The 26,076-nt window shown below is 45.4% G+C and carries 20 protein-coding genes and 1 tRNA gene; 15 read left to right on the top strand and 6 right to left on the bottom strand.

Going from position 1 to position 26,076, the window contains the following annotated elements:
• Positions 1-82: 82 nt before the first annotated feature.
• The 4 genes from ACPUEK_RS17365 to ACPUEK_RS17350 all read right to left on the bottom strand — a co-directional run bounded on the left by ACPUEK_RS17365 (position 83) and on the right by ACPUEK_RS17350 (position 3,572).
• Positions 83-547 carry a MarR family winged helix-turn-helix transcriptional regulator gene (locus tag ACPUEK_RS17365; RefSeq protein ID WP_067032016.1) on the bottom strand — a complete coding sequence of 155 codons (465 nt, stop codon included), beginning with the start codon at positions 545-547 and terminating at the stop codon, positions 83-85.
• A gap of 155 nt (positions 548-702) precedes the next feature.
• Positions 703-2,022: a TRAP transporter large permease gene (locus ACPUEK_RS17360; protein ID WP_067032013.1), complete on the bottom strand. Its 1,320-nt coding sequence runs from the start codon at positions 2,020-2,022 to the stop codon at positions 703-705.
• Positions 2,015-2,518 (bottom strand): TRAP transporter small permease, encoded by a 504-nt coding sequence (locus tag ACPUEK_RS17355; protein WP_067216506.1) that lies wholly within the window; start codon positions 2,516-2,518, stop codon positions 2,015-2,017. Before ACPUEK_RS17355 ends, ACPUEK_RS17360 begins: the two co-directional genes overlap by 8 nt.
• A gap of 19 nt (positions 2,519-2,537) precedes the next feature.
• Complete coding sequence (locus ACPUEK_RS17350; protein WP_067216502.1) at positions 2,538-3,572, bottom strand: TRAP transporter substrate-binding protein; 1,035 nt, start codon at positions 3,570-3,572, stop codon at positions 2,538-2,540.
• 302 nt (positions 3,573-3,874) lie between these two features.
• Between ACPUEK_RS17350 and ACPUEK_RS17345 the strand changes: the two genes are divergently transcribed.
• The 9 genes from ACPUEK_RS17345 to ACPUEK_RS17305 all read left to right on the top strand — a co-directional run bounded on the left by ACPUEK_RS17345 (position 3,875) and on the right by ACPUEK_RS17305 (position 15,483).
• On the top strand, positions 3,875-5,440 hold the full coding sequence (locus tag ACPUEK_RS17345) for an acyl CoA:acetate/3-ketoacid CoA transferase (protein ID WP_425641619.1): 1,566 nt from the start codon (positions 3,875-3,877) through the stop codon (positions 5,438-5,440).
• 18 nt (positions 5,441-5,458) lie between these two features.
• On the top strand, positions 5,459-6,667 hold the full coding sequence (locus ACPUEK_RS17340; RefSeq protein ID WP_425641617.1) for a thiolase family protein: 1,209 nt from the start codon (positions 5,459-5,461) through the stop codon (positions 6,665-6,667).
• A gap of 173 nt (positions 6,668-6,840) precedes the next feature.
• Positions 6,841-7,605 (top strand): crotonase/enoyl-CoA hydratase family protein, encoded by a 765-nt coding sequence (locus tag ACPUEK_RS17335; protein WP_425641615.1) that lies wholly within the window; start codon positions 6,841-6,843, stop codon positions 7,603-7,605.
• Positions 7,606-7,621: 16 nt separating this feature from the next.
• Complete coding sequence (locus tag ACPUEK_RS17330) at positions 7,622-8,389, top strand: 3-hydroxyacyl-CoA dehydrogenase (protein WP_425641614.1); 768 nt, start codon at positions 7,622-7,624, stop codon at positions 8,387-8,389.
• Between the two features lie 10 nt (positions 8,390-8,399).
• A complete protein-coding gene (locus ACPUEK_RS17325; protein WP_425641613.1) occupies positions 8,400-10,148 on the top strand; it encodes an acyl-CoA dehydrogenase in 1,749 nt (582 codons plus the stop codon).
• Positions 10,149-10,213: 65 nt separating this feature from the next.
• Positions 10,214-12,064 carry a feruloyl-CoA synthase gene (locus tag ACPUEK_RS17320; RefSeq protein ID WP_425641612.1) on the top strand — a complete coding sequence of 617 codons (1,851 nt, stop codon included), beginning with the start codon at positions 10,214-10,216 and terminating at the stop codon, positions 12,062-12,064.
• 88 nt (positions 12,065-12,152) lie between these two features.
• Complete coding sequence (locus ACPUEK_RS17315) at positions 12,153-12,902, top strand: electron transfer flavoprotein subunit beta/FixA family protein (protein ID WP_425641611.1); 750 nt, start codon at positions 12,153-12,155, stop codon at positions 12,900-12,902.
• On the top strand, positions 12,903-13,832 hold the full coding sequence (locus tag ACPUEK_RS17310) for an electron transfer flavoprotein subunit alpha/FixB family protein (RefSeq protein ID WP_425641610.1): 930 nt from the start codon (positions 12,903-12,905) through the stop codon (positions 13,830-13,832). It abuts the gene before it with no gap.
• 25 nt (positions 13,833-13,857) lie between these two features.
• On the top strand, positions 13,858-15,483 hold the full coding sequence (locus ACPUEK_RS17305; RefSeq protein WP_425641608.1) for an electron transfer flavoprotein-ubiquinone oxidoreductase: 1,626 nt from the start codon (positions 13,858-13,860) through the stop codon (positions 15,481-15,483).
• A 72-nt stretch (positions 15,484-15,555) separates the two neighbouring features.
• Here the strand turns inward: ACPUEK_RS17305 and ACPUEK_RS17300 are convergent, their stop codons facing one another.
• Positions 15,556-16,740, bottom strand: coding sequence for an AGE family epimerase/isomerase (locus ACPUEK_RS17300; RefSeq protein ID WP_425641607.1), 1,185 nt, complete (start codon positions 16,738-16,740; stop codon positions 15,556-15,558).
• A gap of 151 nt (positions 16,741-16,891) precedes the next feature.
• On the opposite strand from ACPUEK_RS17300, the gene ACPUEK_RS17295 reads away from it, so the two are divergent.
• From ACPUEK_RS17295 to ACPUEK_RS17285, 3 genes are all read left to right on the top strand, one after another.
• Positions 16,892-20,260: an MHYT domain-containing protein gene (locus tag ACPUEK_RS17295; RefSeq protein WP_425641606.1), complete on the top strand. Its 3,369-nt coding sequence runs from the start codon at positions 16,892-16,894 to the stop codon at positions 20,258-20,260.
• A 12-nt stretch (positions 20,261-20,272) separates the two neighbouring features.
• Entirely contained in the window at positions 20,273-21,283 is a 1,011-nt protein-coding gene (locus ACPUEK_RS17290; RefSeq protein WP_425641605.1) for an HD-GYP domain-containing protein, read from the top strand.
• A gap of 196 nt (positions 21,284-21,479) precedes the next feature.
• The gene (locus ACPUEK_RS17285; RefSeq protein ID WP_425641603.1) at positions 21,480-21,797 is read left to right on the top strand and encodes a c-type cytochrome; all 318 of its coding nucleotides are present in this window, start codon (positions 21,480-21,482) and stop codon (positions 21,795-21,797) included.
• 70 nt (positions 21,798-21,867) lie between these two features.
• On the opposite strand, the gene ACPUEK_RS17280 is transcribed toward ACPUEK_RS17285, so the two are convergent.
• Positions 21,868-21,944: transfer RNA gene (locus ACPUEK_RS17280), tRNA-Arg, on the bottom strand.
• Between the two features lie 36 nt (positions 21,945-21,980).
• On the opposite strand from ACPUEK_RS17280, the gene ACPUEK_RS17275 reads away from it, so the two are divergent.
• The 3 genes from ACPUEK_RS17275 to ACPUEK_RS17265 are packed head-to-tail and all read left to right on the top strand — an operon-like array spanning position 21,981 to position 26,022.
• Positions 21,981-23,021: a DUF4394 domain-containing protein gene (locus ACPUEK_RS17275; protein ID WP_425641601.1), complete on the top strand. Its 1,041-nt coding sequence runs from the start codon at positions 21,981-21,983 to the stop codon at positions 23,019-23,021.
• A gap of 20 nt (positions 23,022-23,041) precedes the next feature.
• Positions 23,042-23,650, top strand: a complete 609-nt coding sequence (locus tag ACPUEK_RS17270) for a methylamine utilization protein (protein WP_067216457.1) — start codon at positions 23,042-23,044, stop codon at positions 23,648-23,650.
• Complete coding sequence (locus tag ACPUEK_RS17265; protein ID WP_425641599.1) at positions 23,650-26,022, top strand: EAL domain-containing protein; 2,373 nt, start codon at positions 23,650-23,652, stop codon at positions 26,020-26,022. The genes ACPUEK_RS17270 and ACPUEK_RS17265 overlap by 1 nt, the downstream gene beginning before the upstream one ends.
• Positions 26,023-26,076: the final 54 nt, after the last annotated feature.

Raw genomic sequence — 26,076 nt, 5'->3', positions numbered from 1 at the left:
TGACAGGGATTAAAAAACCCCTTGTGACGCATGTCGCAAGGGGTTTTTTAATGTGGCGATTTTAAAGCTCGAAAGCCAGTGACTAAAGTGATTTATGAGCCAGACGTTCAAGCATATCAAGCAACCATTGTTTTTCCTTGTCGCTCTCTAAGCACTTAGCCATTTCGTTCTCGTAACAACTTACGCGCTCGACTGCATTGGCAAAAAAGGCGGTGCCTTCTTCCGTCATAAATAAGGCATAAGAGCGGCGGTCGTTTGCGGCGGGACGACGTTCCAGCAGTTTTTTGCCTTCTAGCTTGTCAACCGCAGCGACCATCGCGGAACGATCGTTGCCAAGCGCCTGCGCAACAGCCGTTTGAGTAAGGCCTGGGTTACGATCAACAATAGCAAGTACCGCGAATAACCCTGGGCTGATGCCTAAATCGTCACACACTTCACCGAACTTCGCGAAAAAATTCATTTGAGCACGGCGCAAGCGATAACCTAAAAACTCGTCTAGTACTCCAAAATCAATGTTTTGATCCGACTTTTTTGGGTGATCTTGCATGTGTAGGGTTCCTAACGCTGTCTAAATTAAAGCTTTGTATTGTATACCAACGCATGAGTTTGGTGAAAGGTATAACAGTTGTTGACATTATCAAGTTTAAGAAAAGGGCTCCAATTAGGGAGCCCTTAAATCGACTTGCAGCGATTGATTTTAAACTAACCTATAGCGTGTACTAGCCAGAGTGTAATGCCAGGGAACATGACCAGTAATGCCACCCGTACACAGTCTGAAATTAGGAACGGAACGACCCCTTTGAAACATTCTTTAAGAGGCAGCGTATTATCAAAGGACTTGATAATAAAAATGTTCATCCCAACTGGCGGGGTTATGAGGCCCACTTCTACTACCACCAGCGCGATGATGCCGAACCAAATGCCTAAGTCAGCAGTTGGAATACCAAAGTCCATCGCCATAATGATTGGAAAGTAAATCGGGATTGTCAGCAAGATCATTGCCAAACTGTCTAGAAAACATCCCATAATCAAATAGGTCACCAGCATGAGCACTAAAATAGTGTACGGCGATAAACCTGAGTTCGTCAGAATATCGACGCCCACATCGGGTAGTTTAGACAGGGCGATGAACACACTGAATAAATCGGCTCCTAACACGATAAAGAAAATCATCGCTGAGGAAATTGCAGTGCGGATCAAGCTCGCCATGAAACCATCTAAGCGCATTTTACCATGAGTAATCGCTAGGATAGCCGTTAGTACAACGCCTACCGATGCAGCTTCTGTAGGCGTGAAAAAACCCAAGTAGATGCCACCTAAAACGATCAAAAAGATGATCGAAATATGCCAAACGTTGCGCGTTGATTTGAACTTTTCTGCCCAAGTCGTTTTTTCACCACGAGGTCCAGTGTTAGGAAACATTCGTACGTAAATCGCGATGGTCAGCATGTAACCGCCCGCCGCTAGAAAGCCAGGTATAAACGCCGCCATAAACATTTTAGAAATGTTTTGCTCGGTTAGAACAGCGAAGATTATCAGAACCATAGAGGGCGGTATTAAAATACCCAGCGTGCCACCCGCTGCCAGAGCCCCTGCTGCTAAGCTTCCGGAGTAATTTAAGCGGCGCATTTCAGGTAAGGCTACTTTCCCCATTGTTGAAGCGGTTGCAAGTGAAGACCCACAAATGGCACCAAAGGCAGCACAGCCTGCAACAGCGGCCATTGCTATGCCTCCTTTTTGTCGTCCAACCCATGTATTACAGGTACGGAACAGCTCTGTGGTAATACCTGAGCGAGTAGCTAGTTCCCCCATTAATAAGAATAAAGGCACCACAGATAGATCGTAGGTTGAGAATTTCGCAACCGAGGCGGTCCCTAAATACTCCATCAACGCAGGCATTCCGCCGATAGAGGTATAACCAATGGCCCCACACACAAGCATTGCCAAAGCAATAGGGATGCGAATACTCATTAATACGAGTAACAACGCCATCATTAAAAATGCCAGTTGGATATCACTCATTGTGCTCTCCCGAATTGCGTGAAAATAACTGCAGCGCGCCGCATAACGCGCACAAGCTAAAACAGATCACGCCTACAACATACACCCACCATATTGGCAGCTCGAGAATCATTGTCTGTTCATAGTAGTCTTTGGATTCGATACCACTCAGTGTCATGCGATAAGCAAACAACGCGCAAACTAAGGTAAATAGAAAGTGCCCAACATTGTCTAAAAAGCGAATCGTGGCAGGGCGGCACCCACTTGTGAATAAATCTACAATGACGTGCCCCTGCCTTAGATAGCATTCCGGCAGAAAGAGAAAAACAGAGATCGCTAATCCGACCTCAGTTAACTCATAGTTGCCTTCAATGGATTGACCAAGGAATGTTCTGCCTAGGATGCTAGCGACCGTAATGATCGCTAGCGACAGCATGATTAGACCACCTGTAAGGGCAAATGCCTGTGATAAGCGCATCATTCCCTTAGATACAACTTGTGTCATAGATTGAGTCATGCCAAATACCTATGTCGGCTTACATTGCTTCGTATTTTTTAACGAGTTCACGTGCTTTGTCTAACAAACGTTGACCGTCGTAATCATCGTCGTTCATATCTTCAACCCATTGTTCGGTAATAGGCTCTAACTTTTCTTTCCAACGATCGTATTCTGCCCCTTCAATATAATCAAAACTATTACCTTCTTTGACTGCATAGTCGCGCGCTGTGATTTCGTAGTTATCCCAAAGCGTTCCTAGGTGGCCTGCTAGTGCGAGCCCTGAGTTATCATCAATGACTTTTTGTAGATCCGCTGGTAGGTCGTTGTAGACATCTTTATTCATGGCAAAAATGAACGTGTTGGTATATAAGCCGCGATCACCTTTGAATTCGGTATGGTGGTCAACGAGCTCGTAAATTTTCATGGGAAGCACCACTTCGTATGGCAATACCGCAACATCTAATACACCTTTTGAAATAGCACTGGCCATTTCCGTTACCGGCATAAACGTTGTGTTTGCGCCTAAAGAGCGAAAAGCATTATTCATAATCTTGTTTGGTGCGCGAACTTTCATGCTTTCGATGTCTTCAAGCTTTTTGATGGCTTTGTCACGTGAGTGTAGAGATCCCGGAGCGTGAGTGTGCATAGCAAGCAAGTGCACATCTTCCATTTCATCTTGCATTTCTGTTTGGGCATATTCTTGTAATGCCAAACTGGTCGCTTGAGCCGTGCCTGGAATAAAAGGTAGCTCAAATACAGTTGATTTAGGGAATCGTCCAGGTGTGTAACCAGTCACTGTCCAAGTGATGTCTGAGATTCCTTTGCGAACTTGGTCAAACAGTTGAGGTGGCTTGCCCCCTAATTGCATGGCTGGGTAAATTTCAATATCAATGCGGCCATTGGATTCTGCCTCAACTTTTTCTGCCCAAGGCTCTAAGAATTGAGCATGTGCCATCGCCATTGGCGGTAGCATATGGTGTAGCTTGAGCGTGAACTCTGCTTCAGCCATAGCGTTTACGGAAAGTACTGTGCCTGCAATTAAGGCTAAGCCTTTGCGTCCTAGATACTTCATTTTCCACCTCACATTGTTTTTTTTATAAGAGTCTTAATGGTTTTTGTTTCGGCTGGGCGTATTAACGACGGCCGATTTATACATTTTTTGCACATATTGTTGAGCATTTCAACAATATGGCTCATAGAATTTTCCCACCTCCTATCCGAAAAAAAGATACCGCCTTGAATTTGTAGAAGACTTATTAATATATAGCAAAACTATTTGTAAAAATAATTGTTGTGTAGTACAACAAAAGGCAATCTACGTCATGTCGTAGAATTTTTATACACCGGAACAATGCTAAAAATAGAAGGTGAAACATGAGCAAGGTGATATCTCTAGAGCAGGCGGCAAGCCTAATCAAAGATGGCGACTCGGTTGCTTGGTCGACCATAGGTATGTCTTATTTCGCAGAAGCGGTAGCTAGCCAATTAGAAAAGCGTTTTTTAGAAACGGGCTACCCGAAAAACTTAACCCTGATCCATGACTGTGGTTGTGGCGATGGCAAAGACGCAGGTATGTCTCATCTTGCTCACGATGGTTTGGTTAAGCGACTGATTTCGGGTCATACCGGACAGGCGCCACGTATGGCAGGCATGATTGTTGAAGACAAAATTGAAGGCTATCTATTACCTCAAGGTGTTTTAACCACTATGTGGCGTCAAATTGCAGGCAATAAACCGGGTGTCATTACGAAAGTGGGTATGGGGACGTATGTAGACCCTCTAATCAGCGGCGGAAAAGTGACCTCTAAAGCCAAGGAAGATCTTGTTAAACGCATCGACATTGAAGGCGAAGATTGGCTGCTATACAAAACCTTTCCGTTAGATGTTGTGGTGATTCGAGCTACGACGGCAGATGAAAACGGCAACCTTTCAGTTGAAGAAGAGGCCATGCTCGGAGAAATTCTACCGATGGCGCAAGCGGCGCGTAACCGTGGCGGTATTGTCATTGCGCAGGTTAAATACTTAGCCGAAGCAAAAACCATCAAACCGAAAGAAGTCAAAGTGCCGGGGGTACTAGTCGATTACGTTACGATTGCACCACCGGAACAACATAAGCAAACCATTACCACGGATTACAATCCAGGTCTTGCTGGTAATGCTCGTGTTCCTCTAAATGCTATTCCTCCTGTTCCGTTTGGTGAACGAAAAATCATTGCTCGTCGTGCGGCCATGGAGCTTTACGATAATGCCATCGTAAATCTTGGTATTGGTATGCCTGATGGTGTGGCGTCGATCGCAGCGGAAGAGAATGTCGCGAGCCGCTTTATGCTGACAACAGAATTGGGAACTTATGGCGGCATCCCTGCCTCAGGCGGTGATTTCGGTGCGGCGTGGAATCCAGAAGCGATTATTGAACACGAAGCGCAATTCGATTTTTATGATGGTGGTGGTCTGGATATCGCTTTCCTTGGCTTGGCGCAGGCCGATCAAAACGGCAACCTCAATGTCAGTAAATTTGGCCCAAAAGTGGTTGGGCCAGGTGGTTTTATCAATATTTCGCAGACCGCTAAAAAAGTTGTGTTCTGTGGCACCTTGGTTAATGGCGCTAAATTGTCCTTGGAAGGTGGCAAGTTAACGGTTCTAGAAGAAGGGCGAACTCGAAAATTTGTCGAGCAAGTGGATCACGTTACATTCAGTGGTGAATTTGCGCGAGAAAATGATAAGCCCGTGTTCTTTATTACAGAACGCTGTGTTTTAGAGCTACGCAAAGAAGGCATGGTATTAACAGAAATTGCACCAGGGCTGGATCTTGAAAAAGATGTATTAAGCGTGATGGACTTCAAACCGATCATTGCTGATGACTTAAAAAGCATGCCTGAAGCCATCTTCCAGCAGCAGTGGGGTGGTTTGGGTGACTACATGGCCAGCACTGTAGAATAACAAAAAAGGGTGACTAAAATGACAATGCAAAATGTTGAGATTCCGTACGGTGCTTATTGGAGTACGCCGTTTACAAAATGGCAGGGCTCATTGCAGCACTTGCATTCCATGAAGTTTGCTGCACACGTGGCAAAACAAGAATTAGCAAAACGTTCAATTGATCCGACGGTGTTCGACTCGGGTGTATTGGGTATGACCATCAACCAATATCAGTCTTTCAATGGTGCTCCTTGGCCTTTGTATGAAATTGGCGCGGTGCACACACCAGGTCATGCAGTGAATCAGGTATGTGCGACCGGTGCACGGGGATTGTTTGCAGCCGCCTCTGAAGTGATGTGTGGTATGGCCAATGTGTCTTTGTTGATGAGTGCTGACCGTTGCTCGAATGGACCGCATATTTTTTACCCTAATCCTACAGGCATTGGTGGTTCAGGGCAGTCTGAAGATCAAGTGGTTTACAACATGATGAATGATTGTGTTGGTGGCCACTCTATGATGCAAACTGGTGAAAACGTAGCGCGACGTTTTGATATTACCCGTGAAGAGCTTGATGCGGTGACATTGCGTCGCTATGAGCAGTACCAAGAGGCGTTGAAAGATGAGCAGGCGTTCCAAAAGCGCTTTATGACGTTACCGCTGTCTGTGCCAACCCCCAATTTTAAGAAAGAAGCCTGTGTCATCACTGGTGATGAAGGTGTTTTTCCAACGACGGCGGAAGGCTTAGCTAAGCTTAAGCCGGTCGTAGAAGGTGGGGTGATTACCTTTGGAAATCAAACGCATCCAGCTGACGGCAACGCGGCTATGGTTGTGTGTCATGCTGATAAAGCTCAAGAGTTGTCCAGTGATCGCTCTATTAAAGTCGAAGTATTGGGGTTTGGTCAGGCGCGTGACGACTTAGGTTATATGCCTGCTGCACCGATCGAAGCTTCGAAACGTGCTCTGAAAATGGCAGGTATTAGTATTGACCAAGTGGATGCGATCAAGACTCATAATCCCTTTGCAGTAAATGATGTGGCGCTAGCTAAAGCCTTGGACATCGATGTGATGAGCATGAACAACTACGGTTGTTCGCTGATCTGGGGGCACCCTCAGGGGCCGACGGGTTTACGTGCCATGATTGAAATGATCGAAGAGCTTACCCTGCGGGGCGGGGGCTACGGCTTGTTTACTGGCTGTGCAGCGGGTGATACAGGTATGGCAACCGTGATCCGAGTATCGGATCGTTAGACTAAATTCCGTCTCCAGTTTAGCCACACTTGGGTGTGGCTTTTTTTTGCAAAAAAGTTAAATGGTTGTGTTTGACATTTGTTTAGTTATACAACTATTATGTTTTTAAATAATAGACGAACTGCTTATTAAGGCACCTCAGCCCATAAACATAACAACATAGAGGTAAGCGAATGACCCCTTATCAATTCATCGAATTTTCAGTAGACAATGGCATCGGCCATCTTCGACTGAACCGACCTGCCAAGAAGAATGCCATCAACGATTCTCTATGTTTAGAGATCGAACACGTGTTCATTAACCTTTCTGATGACGTTAATGTCATTGTCTTTTCCGGCGCTGGCCCTGAGTTCTGTGCGGGCTTAGATCTAAGCGAACATAAAGCTCGCGAACCATTTGAAGTGGTTAAGCATTCCAATATGTGGCACCGAGTGTTTGGTCACATCCGAAACTCAGGCATTCCTGTTGTGGCCGCTATGCAAGGTGCAGTGATTGGGGGTGGTCTTGAATTGGCCATTTGTGCCCATGTTCGTGTAACGGAAAAAGGCACGTACTTCCGTTTACCTGAAGGTCGTCATGGCATCTTTGTGGGTGGCGGAGCCTCGGTTAATGTGGCGCGTGTAATTGGCGCCAGCCGAATGACTGAAATGATGTTAACCGGTCGAGATGTGGATGCTGAGGAAGGTTATCGTATCGGTCTCGGTCATTATGTCGTTGAAAATGGTGCCTCTTTGGATAAAGCGATGGCGTTGGCAGCCAGCATTGCGAAAAACTCAAAATACTCTAATTGGGCCATGACCACTGGTCTTAACCGCATTGACAGCATGTCCGCTGACGATGGTCTTTATACCGAATCACTGATTTGTGGCATCACTCAAACCAGTGAAGAAGTCAAAGCGCGCATTGAGTCATTTTTGAATCGTAAGAAAAGCCAATAATTCCTCGGAGGGTACTATGGATATTCAAGGTCGTCATTTTGTTGTGACAGGTTCTGCGTCGGGTATTGGTGAAGCCGTTGCGCGTCGATTACACCGTCTAGGTGCGAGTGTTTCACTTGCAGACTTAAATGAAGAGGGGCTTAAGCGTGTCGCAAAAAGCTTAGGCGAACGTGTGCAATTTGCCGTGACGGATATTTCTGATGAAGCTTCTGTCCAAGCGTCGATTGATCAAGCGGTTGACACGTTTGGTGAGATCAGTGGTCTGATTAACTGTGCGGGTATTCCAGGGGCTGAACGAGTGGTTGGACGTGAAGGTCCGCATACACTTTCTGGGTTTGAACGAGCGCTCAAAGTCAACCTGTTAGGCACTTTTAATATGATTCGTCTTGCGGCGGATAAAATGCAGAATAATGAGCAACAGCCTAATTTAGAGCGTGGCGTCATCATTAATACGGCCTCAGTCGCCGCGTTTGATGGCCAAATTGGTCAAGCCGCGTATGCCGCATCAAAAGGTGGTGTCACAGCGATGACGCTCCCGATTGCGCGAGAGCTCGCACGTTTTGGTATCCGTGTTATGACCATTGCACCGGGCATCTTTAAAACACCGATGATGGACGTGCTACCTGAGGAAGTTCAACAATCTTTAGGCGCTGCCGTGCCTTTTCCTCCACGCCTAGGCGACCCAGATGAATTCGCGCAACTGGTTCAGCAAATCATTGAGAACGTCATGTTAAACGGTGAAGTCATTCGTTTAGATGGCGCGATTCGTATGGCTGCGAAGTAGGAGAGGCGCGATGAGCTACCAAGCCCCATACAAAGACATGCAATGGTTAGTTGAACAAGCGTATCAGTCGCAAAACTTAGCTGAGTTGAATTCATTGCAAGACTTCGATTTGGATTTAGCCAATGCCATCATTGATGAAGCTAATAAATTTGCCAGTCATGTTTTGGCGCCATTAAACGCAGTTGGCGACACGCAAGGCTGTCAATTTGACAATGGACAGGTCACAACCCCAAACGGTTGGAAAGAAGCGTATGCTCAGTTTCGAGACTCAGGCTGGATTGGCTTAGCGCTTCCGGAAGCGTTTGGTGGACAAGGTTTACCCAAATACATAGCTCAACCTGTTAATGAAATGTGGCTATCCAGCAACTTAGCGTTTGTTATGTTCGCAGCGTTGGCGCAAGGTGGCTCAGAGATTTTATTAAAGTTTGCGTCAGACGATGTGAAAGCACGCTATTTAACTCAAATCGTGACAGGTGAATGGACCGTAGCCATGTCTTTGACTGAGCCGAATGCAGGTTCTGACTTAGGTGCGTTAACGACAAAAGCCGTTCCTCAAGCTGACGGCACTTACCAAATCAAAGGTCAAAAGATTTACATTACCTACGGCGAACACGATATGGCGGACAATATTGTTCATCTTGTGTTGGCGCGTACACCGGATGCGCCTGCTGGCAGCCGAGGAATTTCATTGTTTGCGGTACCGAAATATCGCGTCAGCGATGAGGGCGTCTGTGGCGAATTTAATGATGTTCGTTGTACCGGTATTGAACATAAAACGGGTCTTCACGGCAGTCCTACGTGTTCCATCAGTTACGGCGATAACGACGCTTGTGTGGGGGAACTTATTGGTGAACTCAATCAAGGTCTAATGGCCATGTTCGTGCTCATGAATGAAGCTCGCCTAAGTTGTGGTCTACAAGGAGTGGCATTAGGAGAGCTTGCGTATCAGAAAGCCCTGCAATATGCCCATGAACGAGTACAAGGTGCCGGAGCAGGCGGAAAGCGTGTGGCGATTATCGAGCATCCTGATGTGCAGCGTATGCTACTTCGCATTCGCTCGGAAACATTTGGCTTACGTGCTTTAGGTTATCAAATTGCCGCTTTGCTTGATGTATCGGAGCATTCGCAAGATTTAGCACGCGTGCGAATGGCTGAAAGTCGCATTGCCTTATTGACGCCTATCTTTAAAGGCTTCGCGACTGAGCAAGCGAATGACATGGCTGGCACGGCGATCCAAATTTTTGGCGGTATGGGGTTTGTAGAAGAAACCGGTATTGCACAAGTGATGCGCGATGCTCGGATTACAACGATTTACGAAGGTACTACTGGCATTCAGGCTAAAGACTTAGTGCATCGAAAAATCCGAATGGATCAAGGTGTCGCTATGAGTCAGCTGTTAACAGATATGCGTGATGACATCAGTGCAGCGCCACAAAGCCAACCCCATCAGCGTTTGGCTGTAGCAGTGGATCAGCTGGCACACGTTGTTGATAGAATATTGCTCAATCCGAATGCGGATACGGCCAAATTAGACGCTGTGGCGGTACCATTTTTAAATGCCATGGGGGGGATTTGTTGTGCGTGGCAATTAGCTCGATTGGCTCAGCAAGTGCAAATCAATCAAACACAAGATGATGGCTTCTTTAGAAATGTGGTGGCCTTAGCCGATTTTTACAGTGCGTACCAATTACCGCTTGCGCAAGCGGCCTTAACAACCGTAAGCCAAGAACAGAATGGAGTTGGTGCTTATCAGTTTTAGCGTCTAATACAAAAGGTGTAAGCCTTCTTTGAACGAATAAAAATAACAAGTCTCAGGAGAATAAAATGACCAGCGAATTCCATCCGATCAAGGTGGTGAGTCACTCTGTTGCGATCGAGAAACGTAATAATGGTGAACAAATCATAAGCTGCCAAACAGAGCTTGCAGAATACGCACGCTGTTTAACAGACCGTTTAGTCTATTGGGCTGAGCGTACACCCGATGTTGTCTTTGTCGCGCAACGCGATGATGCAAACCAATGGGATACATACACCTATGCTGAAGCCTTAGAAAAGGTACGTCAGCTCGCTTCGTGGTTGTTAGAACAACCTGTTTCCTCAGAACGTCCGATTGCCTTTTTATCAGGCAACAGTTTAGAGCATTTGATGCTTGCTATGGCGGGTTACTACATTGGTGTGCCCCATGCGCCGGTATCACCGGCATACTCATTAGTGGCCACCGATTACGCAAAGTTAAAACACGTGATTGATTTATTGACCCCAGGCTTGATCGTGGTAGATAAATTAGCGCCTTATGAAAAAGCGATTAAGGCAGTGTCCGATAGTGACGTACCAGTGGCGGTGATGTATGGCGATACGACTTCTGAGTTGATCAATAATCCAACGGTATCTTTTGCCCAGTTCTGGCAGCATCCACAAAACCCAGAGATCGAAGAGCGTAACGCAGCATTGAATGGCGATACCGTAGCCAAGATTCTCTTTACGTCAGGCACAACAGGGATGCCTAAAGGGGTGATAAACACTCATCGTATGTTGTGTGCTAATGCTGTCATGATCCGTGACACCATGGCCTTTTTAGTCGACGAGCCACCTGTGATGGTCGACTGGCTACCGTGGAACCATACTTTTGGTGGCAACCATAATGTCAGCATTGCCTTGTACAACGGTGGATCGTTCTACCTTGATGACGGTAAACCAACCGAAGCGCATTTTCATAAAACGTTAAATAATCTTGCTGAAGTAGCACCTACCGTTTATTTCAATGTGCCTAAAGGTTTTGAGTTATTAGTGAAAAAGCTGCAACAAGATGATGAGTTAGCGCGTAAGTTTTTCTCTCGTCTGCAGTTTATGTTTTTTGCCGCCGCAGGTATGGCCCAGCATATTTGGGATGACATTGACGCATTAGCGATTAAGTACACGGGTAAAAAGATTCCTATTTTAACCGGATTAGGGGCGACTGAAACCGCGCCATCTGTGACCTTCGCTTCGATTGAAGAGAGTGCTTCGGGTGTGATTGGCAAGCCTGCACCAGGTGTCACACTTAAGTTAGTACCTAACGAAGGGAAGCTGGAAGCCAGAGTAAAAGCGGTGACGGTGATGCCAGGTTACTGGCGCCAGCCGGAATTAACTGCTAAATCTTTTGATGACGAAGGCTTTTACTGTTTAGGGGATGCAATCGCATACTTGGATGAAAACAAGCCTGAGCGCGGATTTCGTTTTGACGGACGGGTTTCAGAAGACTTTAAATTGGACAGTGGCACATGGGTGAGTGCCGGGACATTACGAGCAAAATTCATCAGTGCTTTTGCGCCATTGGTACAAGATGTTGTGCTGTGCGGCACCAACCGCTCCTTTATTACTGGGTTAGTTTTCCCCGATGTGGTGTATTGCCAAACGTTAGTAGACAACGGTTCAGCATTATCTACTAAAGAACTGGTGGAACATCCTATTATCCGTGCAGCATTTGAGGAGAAATTAAAAGCCTTCAAAGCACAAGGTACTGGGAGCTCTACTGTGGTGAATCGCATTTTGTTGCAACATGAAGCGCCTTGCATCGATGCCAATGAAGTAACCGATAAAGGTTCATTGAATCAACGCAATGTCCAAGACTATCGCGCTGATCAAGTTGACGAATTATATCAAGAGCCTAAATCTGTCAGTGTAATTAGCGTTTAATGTTATTGAAGAAAACCAGCCTTGAAGCGACTCTAAAGGGGTGATTGGCGTTTATTGTTATAAGAAAAAGTATCTTTAGGTGACGATTATGAAAATATTAGTCGGTGTTAAGCGCGTAATAGATTACAACGTAAAAGTACGCGTAAAGTCTGACAACACAGATGTAGATTTAAGCAATACCAAAATGGCGATCAACCCATTTTGTGAAATCGCAGTTGAAGAAGCTATTCGTCTGAAAGAAGCGGGTATTGCCACAGAAGTGATTGCGGTAAGCGTGGGTTCTAGCGCTAGCCAAGAGCAATTACGTACAGCCATGGCGTTGGGTGCTGACCGCGCTATTTTAGTGGAAGCCGAAGGGACCGTTGAGCCCCTGAATGTGGCCAAAGCTTTCGCCAAAATTATGGCGCAAGAAGACGCAGGCCTAGTGATTTTAGGTAAGCAGTCTATTGATTCAGACAATAATCAAGTTGGTCAGATGTTGGCGGCCTTGACGAAACGTCCGCAGGGTACATTTGCCTCAAATGTGACGGTAGATGGCGACAGTGTGTCGGTTACGCGTGAAATCGATGGCGGTTTGCGCACGATTAAATTGGCGCTGCCGGCGATTGTGACAACGGATCTGCGTTTAAATGAACCTCGTTTTGCCAAGCTTCCAGACATTATGAAAGCGAAGCGTAAACCACTGGATAATACCTCTTTTGCAGATCTTGGTATCGAAGTGAAGCAACACATTCAGCTTGATAAAGTGGAGGCCCCCGCAGCGCGCCAAGGCGGCGTGAAAGTCGGCTCGGTTGATGAGCTTATCCAGAAACTGAAAGATGAAGCGAAGGTGATCTAAATGGCTACTCTATTGATTGCAGAACATAATGGTACAGAATTAGCGCCTGCAACCTTGAGCGCTTTAACTGCCGCACAACAGATCGGTTCTGATGTAACGGTTCTAGTCGCTGGCGCCGATGTTAAAGCCGTGGCTGATGCGGTGGCGCAATGCGCAGGCGTGAGTAAAGTCTTGTTGGCAGAGGGCGATAGTTTAGCCCATGACTTAGCTGAAAACCTAAGCGAGTTGGTTATGTCCATGGCAAGTGATTATTCACACATCATGGCGCCGGCTAATTCTGTGAGCAAAGACACCATGCCACGCGTGGCGGCTTTGTTGGATGTTGGTCAGCTGTCGGATATTACTGCGGTATTAAGTGGCGATCAGTTTCAACGCCCAATTTATGCGGGTAATGCGATTGCGACGGTAACATCGAAAGATGCAACGAAAGTCATTACGGTACGTGCCGCAGCGTTTGATAAAGTAGCAACAACCGGTGGTTCAGCTACGGTTGAATCCATTGCTGCACTGGAAGCAAACAGCGACTCTTCTTGGGTCAGCGATGAGCTTTCTAAGTCTGAACGTCCTGAACTAACGGCTGCAGAACGCATTGTATCTGGTGGTCGGGGTGTGGGCAGCGCCGAAAACTTTGCTTTGGTTGAAGCCTTAGCTGATAAGTTGGGCGCAGCTGTTGGGGCATCTCGAGCGGCCGTCGACTCTGGTTTTGTCGCTAACGATTTACAAGTAGGCCAAACTGGTAAAATTGTTGCACCGAGCCTGTACATGGCATTTGGCATCTCGGGTGCCATTCAGCATTTGGCGGGCATGAAAGACTCTAAAGTCATTGTTGCGGTTAACAAAGATGAAGACGCGCCTATCTTCCAAGTGGCTGATTACGGCTTAGTGGGAGACTTGTTCGAGGTTCTCCCTGAAATGACTGAAAAACTATAACGATAACAATAAGAGGAGTGCAGTTATGCGTGAATCGATGGAATTTGATGTAGTCATCGTTGGAGCTGGTCCTTCAGGTCTTTCTACTGCCATTCGTTTAAAACAGCTTAATACTGAGTTAAACGTCTGTGTATTAGAAAAAGGCTCTGAGGTCGGTGCGCATATCCTATCCGGTGCCGTGCTTGAGCCCCGAGCCTTAAATGAATTGTTTGAGAATTGGCAGGATCTGGGCGCTCCTCTAAACACGCCGGTTACTAAAGACGAAGTCTACGTCTTAAAAAATGGTGAAGTGAGTAAAGAAATCCCCCATGCATTAGTGCCTAATTCTATGAAGAATGACGGTAACTATATCGTCAGTGTGGGTAATTTGAGTCGCTGGTTAGCGGAACAAGCGGAAGGGTTAGGGGTAGAAATCTTTCCTGGCTTTGCTGCAGCCGAAATTTTGTATCACGAAGACGGCCGTGTGAAAGGTGTCGCGACGGGTGATATGGGGATTTCTGCCAGTGGCGAACAACTGTCGACTTATATGGAAGGCATGGAATTACATGCCACGTATACAGTGTTTTCAGAAGGCTGTCGTGGTCACTTAGGCAAACAACTGATTCAAAAGTTTTCTCTGGACACGAATGCGGATCCTCAGCATTACGCTCTAGGTATTAAAGAGTTATGGCAGATTGATCCGGCAAAACATCAACCGGGTCTGGTAGTGCATGGGGCGGGTTGGCCTCTTGAAGACGCCAGTGGCGGCTTCTTCTTATATCACACCGACAACAATCAAGTCGTAGCGGGGTTAATCGTTGATCTAAACTACCGCAACCCTTGGCTTAGTCCATATGAAGAGTTTCAACGGTTGAAGCATCATCCGTTATTCAAACAATACCTTGAGGGTGGCGAACGTGTGTCTTACGGCGCCCGTGCGATCACAAAAGGAGGCTGGAATGCCTTGCCAACCATGACCATGCCTGGCGCGATGTTAGTGGGCTGTGATGCAGGAACACTGAACGTAGCAAAAATCAAAGGCACCCATACGGCGATGAAATCTGGCATGTTAGCGGCTGAGGCAATTAGCCAAGTACTGGCTGATGACAGTCTATCTTTAGGTAAAACCTTTAGTGATACCTTTGATCAGTCTTGGTTGAAGCAAGAGTTGTACAGCACGCGTAACTTTGCACCTGCTATGCATAAATTTGGTACGGTTTTGGGTGGTGCGTTTAACTACCTCGATCAGAATATCTTAGGCGGTAAAATGCCGATTACCCTGCATGACACATCGCTAGACCACGCTCAAATGCAGACGGTAGCGCAAGCGAAGAAAATTGACTACCCAAAACCGGATGGAAAATTAAGCTTTGATCGTTTGTCTTCTGTCTTTCTATCGAATACAAATCATGAAGAAGATCAGCCTTGTCATCTTACTTTAGCGGATGACAGTATTCCGACGGGCAGTAATTTAAGTCAATTTGCAGAACCTGCTCAACGTTATTGTCCAGCTGGTGTGTATGAAATAGTCGAACAAGCGTCTGGGCCAACATTCCAAATCAATGCGCAGAACTGTTTACACTGTAAAACCTGTGATATTAAAGATCCAGCGCAGAACATTACGTGGGTAACGCCAGAAGGTACAGGCGGACCAAATTACCCAAACATGTAATACATTTATTCCTGACCCCATATATAAAGCCCCGCTGTGGTAATACACGGCGGGGCTTTTGAGTGTATGGCATCAATAATTATTATTAATGGTGTCCAACACGTCCCAGCAAGCCCCCAACGTATGGTAGTCAACTTTCCCCATTGGCGATTTTTTGTTGGTGATTTTGTTGCCGTCACGGGCAACGATGCGAAACCAAGCTCCGTACTTATGATCGATTAAATGATCCCAGCTGTATTGCCAAAGTTTGTTGTACCACTCTAAGTAGACGGGTTCTTGAGTCGTTTGATATAGACGATAGGCCGCGGCGATGGCTTCAGCTTGCACCCAGAAGTATTTCTGGGCATCGGAAAACACCCCCGTATCCGGAGCAAAGCCATAGACCAATCCACCAAATTCGTCGTCCCAGCCTTTTGATACCGCTTGATCAAACAAAGATCGAGCGCGCTCTTTTAACCATTTGTCTGGACTTAATTGATCGAGTTGAAGGAGTAGTTTGGTCCACTCCACTTGGTGTCCAGGTTGGAATCCCCACGGCTTAAATAAGTCATCTGGTTTATCGATATTGTATTGCCAGTCGGGTTGCCAATTTTTATCGTAATGTTCCCAGATCATACCGCCTGCTTGATCACACAGTTCACCAGCAAAGCGTTGAGCTAGTGTCATTGCTCGAGATAAAAAACGTTGGTCGCCAATGGCACGATAGGCTGCAATAAAGGCTTCACACAGATGCATGTTGGCATTTTGGCCACGATAAGGATCTAGTGAGGTGAGGTCTGTGGATAATTCATCGGCGTAGGCAGAGAATTCAGCTTGGTAAAAATGTGTGTCGAGCCAGTGATAAAGATGTACTAGCTTGTCGGTTGCATCGATGAGACCAGCAAGATGGGCATGGGAATAGGCAAGGACAACAAACGCATGGCCATACGCCATAGCGGTTTTGTCCGTGTCATCCCCTAGCATCCAAGCATAATGATCAGTCTTAGGCAGATAATGCTTTTGTTCGAGGTAGACTAAGCCTTGTCTTGCCCAATCGGCATAATGATCACCATAACCTCGGCGGTAGGCCTCGGCATAATTGAAGACAAATCGACAGGAAGAAACAAGGTGCTTGGAGTGAGGATCGAAGACCTGCCCGTCATCTAAAAAATTTTGATAAAAACCGCCATTTGGATCTAGTACAACCGGCTCATAAAAATTTAATATGCTATGAGTGTGTTGCTGTAAAAAATCTGGCTGATCAAACTGTGGTGGCATGATAAATCCTCCATACTTTATGACTTATGATGAAAATTGCCAAGAAGCGTTACGCTATCACTACATAACGAGACGTTTATTATTGTTAACATTAATGAACGAGCTGTGAAGTAAATGAATGGCATTTTTGATAATACGGAATGAGTCGAATATGAGCTGGTTAAATCAATTTTTCACGACTGACGTAGATCCGTCTTTACTAGTAACAGGGGAGTATGACCCGCTGTTAGTCGTGCTGTCTATATTACTGGCGTCCAGTGCTTCGTTTTTTGCCTTACGGCTAGCGGAAACAGCGCGGCATATTGTGCTGACGCGATACCGTCATATAGCGACTGTGACTGGTGCGGTTATTCTGGCTGGCGGTATTTGGAGTATGCATTTTGTTGGCATGCTGGCGTTAAATCTTCCCCATGCAATGAATTACGATCTGTTTCTGACAATCCTTTCTTTATTTCCTGCCTTCATTGCCAGCTACAGTGTGCTGAAATCGCTTATATATGTACAAGAAAAGGACGCTTTGTCGTTACGCTTAACACTGCGAAACGGTGTTATTGTCGGCGCGGGCATTGGTGCTATGCATTACTTAGGCATGACAGCTATGGATATGCACCTCTCTATAAAGTACAACCCATATCTGTTTATAGTATCGCTACTGGTTGCGGTTGTTTTAGCTTGTGTTGCGTTGCTGGCACGTCGCAGCATGCGGTTGATGTTTCCTGATGTCCCAACTATTCGCATTAAATTGGTGATTGCAACGATCATGGGTATTGCGATTTCTGGAATGCATTATACTGGAATGGCTGCTGCATATTTTATTAATGATTCCTCTATCAGTTTGCTGGTTCAGTCGAATGATAAAAATGTCGAGTTAGCGTACTCAGTATCTATTTTCTCATTTTTAACCTTTATCTTAGCGGTGAATGTGAGTTCACAGTTGCGTTACCGTCAGTTATTGATAGAGAAAACAGCCAGTGAAGCACATACCCAAGCAGTACTGGATACAGCGACAGATGCCGTTATGACAATTAACGCCCAAGGGGTAATTCAAGAATTTAATTTATCTGCTCAGAATATGTTTGGATGGACCGAGTGCGAAGCGACGGATCAATTTGTAGGTGTGCTTTTTCCTGATTCCAGTGATGATTCTTATGATGGCTTTCTCGTTGAGTACTTTGAGGGGCGCGAGAGCAGTATTGTCGGCACTCAACGTGAACTTATAGCGCGCCACAAAAGCGGTCGACTATTTCCTATTTCATTGGGTATTGGTCGTATCAATTTGCCTGATGGAGAGCTGCTATATGTGGGTTTTGCCTCAGATCTTTCTCAGCGCCGTGAAATGGAAGCGCGTATCTCGAAGAGTGAAGAACGTTTAAGTTCCTTAATTCGCAATATTCCAGGAGTGTCGTATCGCTGTGTACTGGATGAAAACTGGACGCCATTGTTTGTTTCCGACGCGATTGAAGAGCTTAGTGGTGAAAAAGTGGAAGATTACTTAGAAGGGCGTTTAGGTTTCGCTTCTTGGTTGCATCCAGATGATAAAGAAGCAGTAGTTGAATTTTTCGATAATGTAGTGGGAAAGCAAGATAAATACGAACTTGAGTACCGCGTAATTCATAAAGATGGCTCTACAGTTTGGATCTTAGAAAGCGGTACCATTGTTTACGATGAGGACCGCAACGCAAAATGGCTTGATGGGGTCATGTTGGATATTACCAAGCGTAAGGAAATGGAAGATGAGCTACGCGAAGCCAAACTAAAAGCGGAAGACGCAGCAGAATCCAAAGCTTCGTTTTTAGCCAATATGAGTCATGAAATACGTACCCCAATGAATGCCATCATTGGTTTTAGTAGTATTTTGCTTGATTCTTCTTTGCCGGTTGAGACGCGTAAACATTTGCAGACTATTAGCCAGTCTGCCCAATCATTACTGCATTTGCTCAATGATATTTTGGACAGCGCGAAACTAGATAAGCATAAACTAGAGTTGGAGTTGAAGCCATTTCGCTTAACAACCAGTGTTGATACCGTGATCTCGACCCTATGGTTGCAAGCGAAAAGCAAAGGCCTAGAGTTGAATTTCAATATCAGCCCTGAATTACCCAGTGTTTTTACAGGGGCTGAGGATCGTATTCGGCAGGTGCTTATGAATTTAGTTGGCAATGGCATTAAGTTTACTGAAACTGGCTCTGTTACGCTGTCGGTAGCGCCTATTGTTGAGCGAGATAACTGGGTGCGTTTTGCCGTAAAGGATACTGGCATTGGTATCTCAGAAGAGCGTGTCAATGCAATCTTTGATGCCTTTACTCAAGCCGATGCTTCTATGAGTCGACGCTTTGGTGGTACTGGTTTAGGCACCACAATTTCAAAGCAACTAGTAGAGTTAATGGGTGGGGAAATTTATCTTGAAAGTCGCTTAGGTGAGGGAAGTTGTTTTTATTTTGATATTCCTTTGCCGCCTGCTGAGCAAGAAGAGGAAGTCCCTACGCAATCATTACAATTACCTCCATTAAGAATTCTGGTTGCAGATGACATTGAAGAAAACTTAACCTTACTGGATATTCTTTTAAGCAAACAAGGTCACACGGTCTTTATGGCCAATGACGGCGTTGAAGCAGTAGAGCAATATAAGTCCTTACGACCACAGTTAGTCCTTATGGACATCCAAATGCCTCGTATGGATGGATTAGAAGCCTGCAAAGGCATCCGAGAATTTGAAGCTCTTGCAGGATTAGAAGAAACGCCTGTGATTGCTTTGACCGCCAGTGTTCTTTTAGAAGACAGATTACAGGCCCAAGAAGCCGGTATGTCAGGTTTTGCTAATAAACCTGTTGATCTCATCAAGCTGAGTCAAGAAATGGCGCGAGCTTTAAATCTTGAATTAGAAAGTCTCGACACTGCCTCAAGCGCTAAACCTGATAATAGCCAACAATTATCAGTCGTACACGTTACCAAAGGCATGGATTTATGGGGTGACTACAGTGTTTTTACGAGAGAAGTAATAAAGTTTTACCATAAACACCAAGCATTATTGAGCACACTTAATCTAACTATTGAGCAGCAGGACTGGCCTTTATTGGCGGAACAAGCGCATGCACTGAAAGGCCTCACAGGTAACTTAGCCTTACTGCCGCTTTACCAACACTTTATTATGTTAGAAAGTGCTGTGGTTAATCGTCGTGACGCTGAAGTCTCACAGGTGTTAGAGGCGTTGCAGCAGACATGGGATAAGCTTGGGCAGGATGTAGTGTGGTTAGAGTCTGAGCAAAAGCAAAAGGAATGTATAGATGAGCAAGCCATGGAAACTGTATTGGCCGATCAAACCATGAATAAGCTACTGACAGAGTGGCTTTACATTACCGAGTCAGGTGAGATTGATGACGAACTGTCTCAGTCGATAGCAAAAGGTGCGCGACAGGATATTGCAACATTAGTCGCCCAAGCCATTCATGCCATCGACGAATTCGAGTTTAACGATGCTGTGGAGTTTATTCTCCAAGCACGTAGCCTCATCCGACAATAATAAGAGAAACCTATGGGATTACTAGAAAGAACTCAACCTCGCTTATTGATCGTAGATGATGAACCGGCGAACCTAAAAGTGTTGCGGCAGGTATTACAGGATCAATATCGCTTATCGTTTGCGCGATCGGGCGAAGCCGCTCTAGAGCTACTGAAGACAGAAAATATCGATCTGATTTTGCTGGATATCATGATGCCGGATATGACCGGTTTTGACGTGTGTGAACGACTGAAACAGACACCTGAGACTGCCCGTATTCCTGTTATTTTTGTCACGGCGCTTAAAGAAACGATTGATGAAGAGAAAGGGTTTGCACTAGGAGCCGTGGATTACATTACCAAGCCCATTGTGCCTGCAATTGTACGAGCGCGAGTCAAAACACATTTATCCTTAGTTCAAGCGGATGTGTTGAAAGAAACACAAGTCGATTTGATCCAACGATTAGGGCGAGCTGCCGAGTACAAAGATAATGAAACTGGTATGCATGTACTGCGAATGAGTCACTATTCTTATGTGTTGGCCATTGCAGCGGGGATTGATGAGATATCCGCTAATGAACTTATGTTGGCTGCGCAAATGCATGATCTAGGCAAAATTGCCATTCCAGATAATATTTTGCTAAAGCCGGGCCGTTTAGATGAGGGCGAATTTAAAATGATGAAAGCTCATGCCCAAATTGGTGCGGATATTTTGTCTAACCCACGTTCGCAATTAGTCGCATTGGCCCGTTCGATTGCGATTGCTCATCATGAAAAGTGGGACGGTAGTGGTTATCCAAAAGGTTTAAAGGGAAAAGAGATTCCTTTGGAAGGGCGTATAGCCGCCATTGCCGATGTGTTTGATGCGTTGACCAGCGAGCGTCCTTATAAGCAAGCGTGGTCCGTTGATGAAGCGATTGCGCTGTTACAAAGTGAAGTTGGCAAGCATTTCGACCCAGAGCTTGTGCCATTGTTCGTGCAGGCTTTGCCTGAAGTGATAAACATTAAGAACCGTTTTGCAGAGCAAATCCAAAAGTCAGGTTAACTGATGGTGCCTCAGTATCACCGCTGTTGGTTTTTACTGCTACAATAAATATAGGCTATTGCAAATAGCCCACGCTCCATTTTTACTAAAAACTAGGTAATCATAGCGTTTAGTGACCGATGACAAAGGGCATGTAACCATTATTGCTATGCGATTAGACGTAACATGACCTTAGGTCTTACTTAATGGGGGCATCATGAAAAAATGGATTCTTTTGTTCATCATGATTTCTATGCTTGGATGTTCTAAAAAGAACGAAGAAAAGACGAATATTCAAAGCGGTAAAGAATTGTATGGCGCCTATTGTGCGTCTTGTCATCGAGACAGAGGCACTGGGAACTTTCTTTTTGGTATCCCGCGCATCAAAGATACTGAGCTAACGATGTCAGAAATAGATCAGTTAATTCGTTATGGTCATAAAGACGATAAGAAGATGCCGATGTTTTCACGATTGACATCGCCTCAAGCCTATTCAATAGCATCCTACATAAAAAAACATCTAAGGTATCAATGAGCTCGACTTAATAATGATGGGATCTATCAGCATTTTATAAATGCCTGTTAACCAGCAATGGTTACTAAAATGGTACACCCGAAAGGATTTGAACCTTCGACCTCACCCTCCGGAGGGGTGCGCTCTATCCAGCTGAGCTACGGGTGCATCAATTAAGCCGCGAATTATAAGGGGTTGTTCGCAATGACTCAAGGAACATTCTTCGGTTTAGTGGAAAACTTCATCCGTTATGTTTATGTCATCGGCTTTACTGTATTTTTCGTAAGAAGACGTAAGATGGCTTTTATTGTTGTCTACCAACTTACTACATTTTTAAAACGGGGTAACGAACGTATGTGCGCATTGAATTCAAAATGGAATCTAAGTCTGACCACTGTTAGCGCAGTGTTAGCATCGAGTCTAACGCTAGCGGCGCCTACGCTATCAAAAACACCGACCTCTGTTTGGGGGGTTGATGATCATCACACACTATTTAATGTACATCCTGATGAACCATCAAATATTTTGACATCATTACAAATCAAAAATTTAGTCGAGGGCGATCAGTTGATAGGTATCGATTATCGTGTCGCTCGAGGCGATTTATACGCGTTAGCTAATACGGGGCGTATTTATAGGCTCGATACCCAAACTGGGAATGCTGTTCTAATCGAAGGGTCCGAGCCTTTAGCCGAAATGGCTGTCGGCCCTTACGGTTTTGACTTCAACCCAGCTGCGGACAAGCTTCGTGTCGTCGGTAACCGTAATGATAACTTGCGCCTTGATCCTGACAGTGGCGCTAGGGTCGATTTTGATAAAACGACATCGGGCGTACAAACGGATCCCGCTTTGGCATTTGATCATGAAGACCAGTTTGCAGGGCAGTCTCCTGATATTGTTGCAGCCGCGTATACTTACAATCCAAATGACAGTAAATTGACCACCAATTATGCGATTGATCGAAGAAAAGGTATGCTTTTGATGCAGGGTACGAAAGAAGGCGCTTCACCATCCGTTTCGCCTAACCTTGGCGTGTTGTATAGCGTTGGTAATTTAGGAATGGGCCCATTAAAAGATGCCTCATTTGATATCAGTGATGTCAGCAATACGGCACTAGCTGCGGTATTATCGGTTAAAGAAACCAAGACCCAATTGGTAACGATTGATTTAGAAACAGGAATGGCTTCGCCTATCGGTGTATTTGGTACTGGGAGCCATGTCATTGGTATGGCTATCGAGCCATAACAAAAGGACCTTTTATACGCATGTTGAAACGCTTAACAATGATTGGGCTGGTAGCACAGATGTCGCTGCCAGCTTTGGCGTGGTCTGACGTCACTATTAAAGTCACAGATAAAAATGGAAAGCCACTGAGCAATGCTGTGGTGTTCCTGAAATCGCCCACAATTTTGGCGCAAACCAAACCCTTAGCCGCTGCTGAGATTGCACAGCAAAATCGTGCCTTTGTTCCGGGGGTTCAAGTCGTGACAGTGGGGACGGCGATTGATTTCCCCAACCGTGATGATGTCCGTCATCATGTCTACTCGTTTTCTCAAGCTAAGACTTTTGAATTGAAACTCTATGCAGGCAAACCAGAAGACCCTGTCGTGTTTGATTCTGTTGGTGTGGTGGAATTGGGCTGCAATATACATGACAGCATGCTGGGCTGGGTATTAGTAAATGATACTGCTGTTTTTGCCAAAACGGATGCTGCTGGCTACGTGTCTTTTAATGATCAGAGTGAAGGGCGATACAGTGTTGATGTATGGCACCGAGACTTTCCGTATGGTGCCCCCTATGAATCTTTTAAGTTTGATAATCAAATGACACAAGAGCACGTATTGAGCTTAAAAACAGAAGGGGTCACGCTTTAATGGGCGCTTTGTTAAACCTTATTCGAGCTCGCCTGTCATTTCGATTTATTTTTATGACATTACTGCTGTTAGCGTTGCTGCAAGCGATTGGTTTTTGGATTGTACAGGCAACGGTTGAGCGTTATGTAAGAGAAGAAGTGCAACACTCGATTGCTGTTGCAGAACGGGTCTGGAATCAATTGCTGGTGCAGAATCATCAGCGCTTAGAGGAAGGTGCGGAACTGCTTGCCTCTGATTTTGGTTTCCGGTCCGCTGTTGCGTCGAGAGATGAAAACACCATTTCCTCAGCGCTGGCAAACAGTGCAGGAAGAATTGGCGCCTCGATTGCGATTTTAGTCGATCAACAATGGAATATTAAAGGCTCCTCGTTGCCGGATATGGCCAGTTCTTCTAATACCCAGTTTTTGATTGAGTCTCTATCTGATAGAAGCCTTAAAAAGGAAAACAATGCCTATTTAACCGCTTTATATGAAGGCTCTCCAACTCAGTTCGTTATCGTTCCTGTTCGAGCTCCTCGTGTTATTGGTTATGTATTAATGGGCTTTACGATTGAGCGAGACATGATCGCAGAGACCAGTGACTTGGCTGGCATAGATATGGCATTAATGGCCAACAGTAGCTCCAGTGCAGTGAGGGTGTTGGCCAACTCCAGTCGCTTAGAAAAGCATTTCTTAGAAGACATTCCCGGTGATTATTTTCTTGAAGATTTATCCTTTGATATGAATGTGGGTGAGGATACCTATGTCAGTGTCATTCATGGCCAAGAAGTGATTGGGGGGTATATCAGTCTCGCCTTTATGAAATCACTGCAAGAAGCTCGTCGCCAGTTTGATGAATTGTTTGATAAATACTTCTCTGTCACGCTCGTGGGTTTGTTAATCTTCGGCGTGGCGATTACATGGTTAAGTCGTCGAGTTGCGCGACCTCTTGAAGTATTAACTAAAGCGACTGAAGCCTTACAGCAAGGTAATTATGATGCTCTTGTAAGCGGGTCAACTCGAACCGATGAGGTCGGGGTGTTGGCGCGAAGTTTTGATGGCATGCGTACCAGTATTAAGCAACAGCAAGATACCATTACTAAATTAGCCTACTATGATTCGTTAACGGGTCTGCCTAACCGCTTGAGTTTTCGCAATAAAGTTGCTCACCACATTGATAGTGGGCAGCATGATTCTCTTAGTATCATCACCATTAATCTAGACCGTTTTAAACAAGTGAATGATATTTTAGGGTACGAAATGGGGGATGAGATCCTCAAAGCAACCGCCACTCGCTTGTTGGGGATTCACTGTGCTCAACATGACAAATTAGCGCGTGTTAGCGGAGATGAGTTTTCAGTGTTGGTTGTGCCCGGTGGTGACTCTGCGTTAGAGGTCGCAAAATCCTTGCTAAGCAAACTCAATGAACCGTTAGAGGTCGATAATAATCAGATTGATCTAAGTGCCAGTATTGGTATTGCCACGTGGCCTGATGATGTGAATACGTGCGATGCGCTGATCAACGCGTCTCAAGTTGCCATGTACGCGGCGAAACAACGTACAGAAGATATCACTGTTTACAAGAGTGAGTTAGTTACCTCGACACCTGACAGTTTAAGCTTGTTGTCTGAGTTACGCCAAGCTGTGATTAATAATGAACTGAGGGTGTATCTGCAACCTAAAGTAGCAACCGCAGATAATCAAGTGGTCGCCGCCGAAGCATTAATTCGTTGGCAACATCCTGAAAAGAACTTGGTACCGCCTTTTCGTTTTATACCGTTTGCGGAGCAAACCGGCTATATTCGCGAGATTACTAAGTGGATGATTCGCTCATTAGCGAGCCAGTGGCATGCTTTACAGACGAACGATACACCCTTTCGAGTTTCGGTTAACCTATCAACACGAGACCTCATGACGGCGAGTTTCCCTACATTCTTAGAGGAAACGCTTGCGCAATACAATGTGCCTGCATCTGGCTTATGTTTAGAGATCACAGAAAGTGCCATTATGGATGATCCAAACTTTGCTCAGCGAACGCTAGAAAAGCTGTCAGCGATGGGGTTTAGGCTATCGATTGATGATTTTGGTACGGGGTATTCTTCATTAGCTTACCTAAAACGATTGCCGGTAAATGAATTAAAAGTTGACCAATCCTTTGTGTTTGGCATGATTGAAAATAACAGTGACCGTATGATTGTCCAATCTACCATTGATCTTGCTCATAACCTTGGCTTAGATGTGGTAGCAGAGGGTGTGGAAACTGGTGAAATGTACCAAGCGTTAGGTGAACTTGGGTGTGAAGAAGCTCAAGGGTATTTCATTGGTAAGCCTATGCCGATTGATGAATTTTTGGCATGGCGCAAGGAATGGAACCGGTCACATGGCTTAACTTGAGCACTGGTTGTGGCAGTTTTAGGCATGGGATTATGTAATTCTCATGGATAACGT

It is taken from the genome of Marinomonas gallaica, from assembly GCF_049821165.1.
Lineage (GTDB): Bacteria > Pseudomonadota > Gammaproteobacteria > Pseudomonadales > Marinomonadaceae > Marinomonas > Marinomonas gallaica.
The sequence above is the reverse complement of the archived record's forward strand: the minus strand, read 5'-3'. Positions and strand labels throughout refer to the sequence as shown.

Coding starts and splice junctions, on each gene's coding strand:
- ACPUEK_RS17365 (WP_067032016.1), bottom strand. CDS start 547: ATGCAAGATCACCCAAAAAAGTCGGATCAAAACATTGATTTTGGAGTA.
- ACPUEK_RS17360 (WP_067032013.1), bottom strand. CDS start 2,022: ATGAGTGATATCCAACTGGCATTTTTAATGATGGCGTTGTTACTCGTA.
- ACPUEK_RS17355 (WP_067216506.1), bottom strand. CDS start 2,518: ATGACTCAATCTATGACACAAGTTGTATCTAAGGGAATGATGCGCTTA.
- ACPUEK_RS17350 (WP_067216502.1), bottom strand. CDS start 3,572: ATGAAGTATCTAGGACGCAAAGGCTTAGCCTTAATTGCAGGCACAGTA.
- ACPUEK_RS17345 (WP_425641619.1), top strand. CDS start 3,875: ATGAGCAAGGTGATATCTCTAGAGCAGGCGGCAAGCCTAATCAAAGAT.
- ACPUEK_RS17340 (WP_425641617.1), top strand. CDS start 5,459: ATGACAATGCAAAATGTTGAGATTCCGTACGGTGCTTATTGGAGTACG.
- ACPUEK_RS17335 (WP_425641615.1), top strand. CDS start 6,841: ATGACCCCTTATCAATTCATCGAATTTTCAGTAGACAATGGCATCGGC.
- ACPUEK_RS17330 (WP_425641614.1), top strand. CDS start 7,622: ATGGATATTCAAGGTCGTCATTTTGTTGTGACAGGTTCTGCGTCGGGT.
- ACPUEK_RS17325 (WP_425641613.1), top strand. CDS start 8,400: ATGAGCTACCAAGCCCCATACAAAGACATGCAATGGTTAGTTGAACAA.
- ACPUEK_RS17320 (WP_425641612.1), top strand. CDS start 10,214: ATGACCAGCGAATTCCATCCGATCAAGGTGGTGAGTCACTCTGTTGCG.
- ACPUEK_RS17315 (WP_425641611.1), top strand. CDS start 12,153: ATGAAAATATTAGTCGGTGTTAAGCGCGTAATAGATTACAACGTAAAA.
- ACPUEK_RS17310 (WP_425641610.1), top strand. CDS start 12,903: ATGGCTACTCTATTGATTGCAGAACATAATGGTACAGAATTAGCGCCT.
- ACPUEK_RS17305 (WP_425641608.1), top strand. CDS start 13,858: ATGCGTGAATCGATGGAATTTGATGTAGTCATCGTTGGAGCTGGTCCT.
- ACPUEK_RS17300 (WP_425641607.1), bottom strand. CDS start 16,740: ATGCCACCACAGTTTGATCAGCCAGATTTTTTACAGCAACACACTCAT.
- ACPUEK_RS17295 (WP_425641606.1), top strand. CDS start 16,892: ATGAGCTGGTTAAATCAATTTTTCACGACTGACGTAGATCCGTCTTTA.
- ACPUEK_RS17290 (WP_425641605.1), top strand. CDS start 20,273: ATGGGATTACTAGAAAGAACTCAACCTCGCTTATTGATCGTAGATGAT.
- ACPUEK_RS17285 (WP_425641603.1), top strand. CDS start 21,480: ATGAAAAAATGGATTCTTTTGTTCATCATGATTTCTATGCTTGGATGT.
- ACPUEK_RS17275 (WP_425641601.1), top strand. CDS start 21,981: ATGACTCAAGGAACATTCTTCGGTTTAGTGGAAAACTTCATCCGTTAT.
- ACPUEK_RS17270 (WP_067216457.1), top strand. CDS start 23,042: ATGTTGAAACGCTTAACAATGATTGGGCTGGTAGCACAGATGTCGCTG.
- ACPUEK_RS17265 (WP_425641599.1), top strand. CDS start 23,650: ATGGGCGCTTTGTTAAACCTTATTCGAGCTCGCCTGTCATTTCGATTT.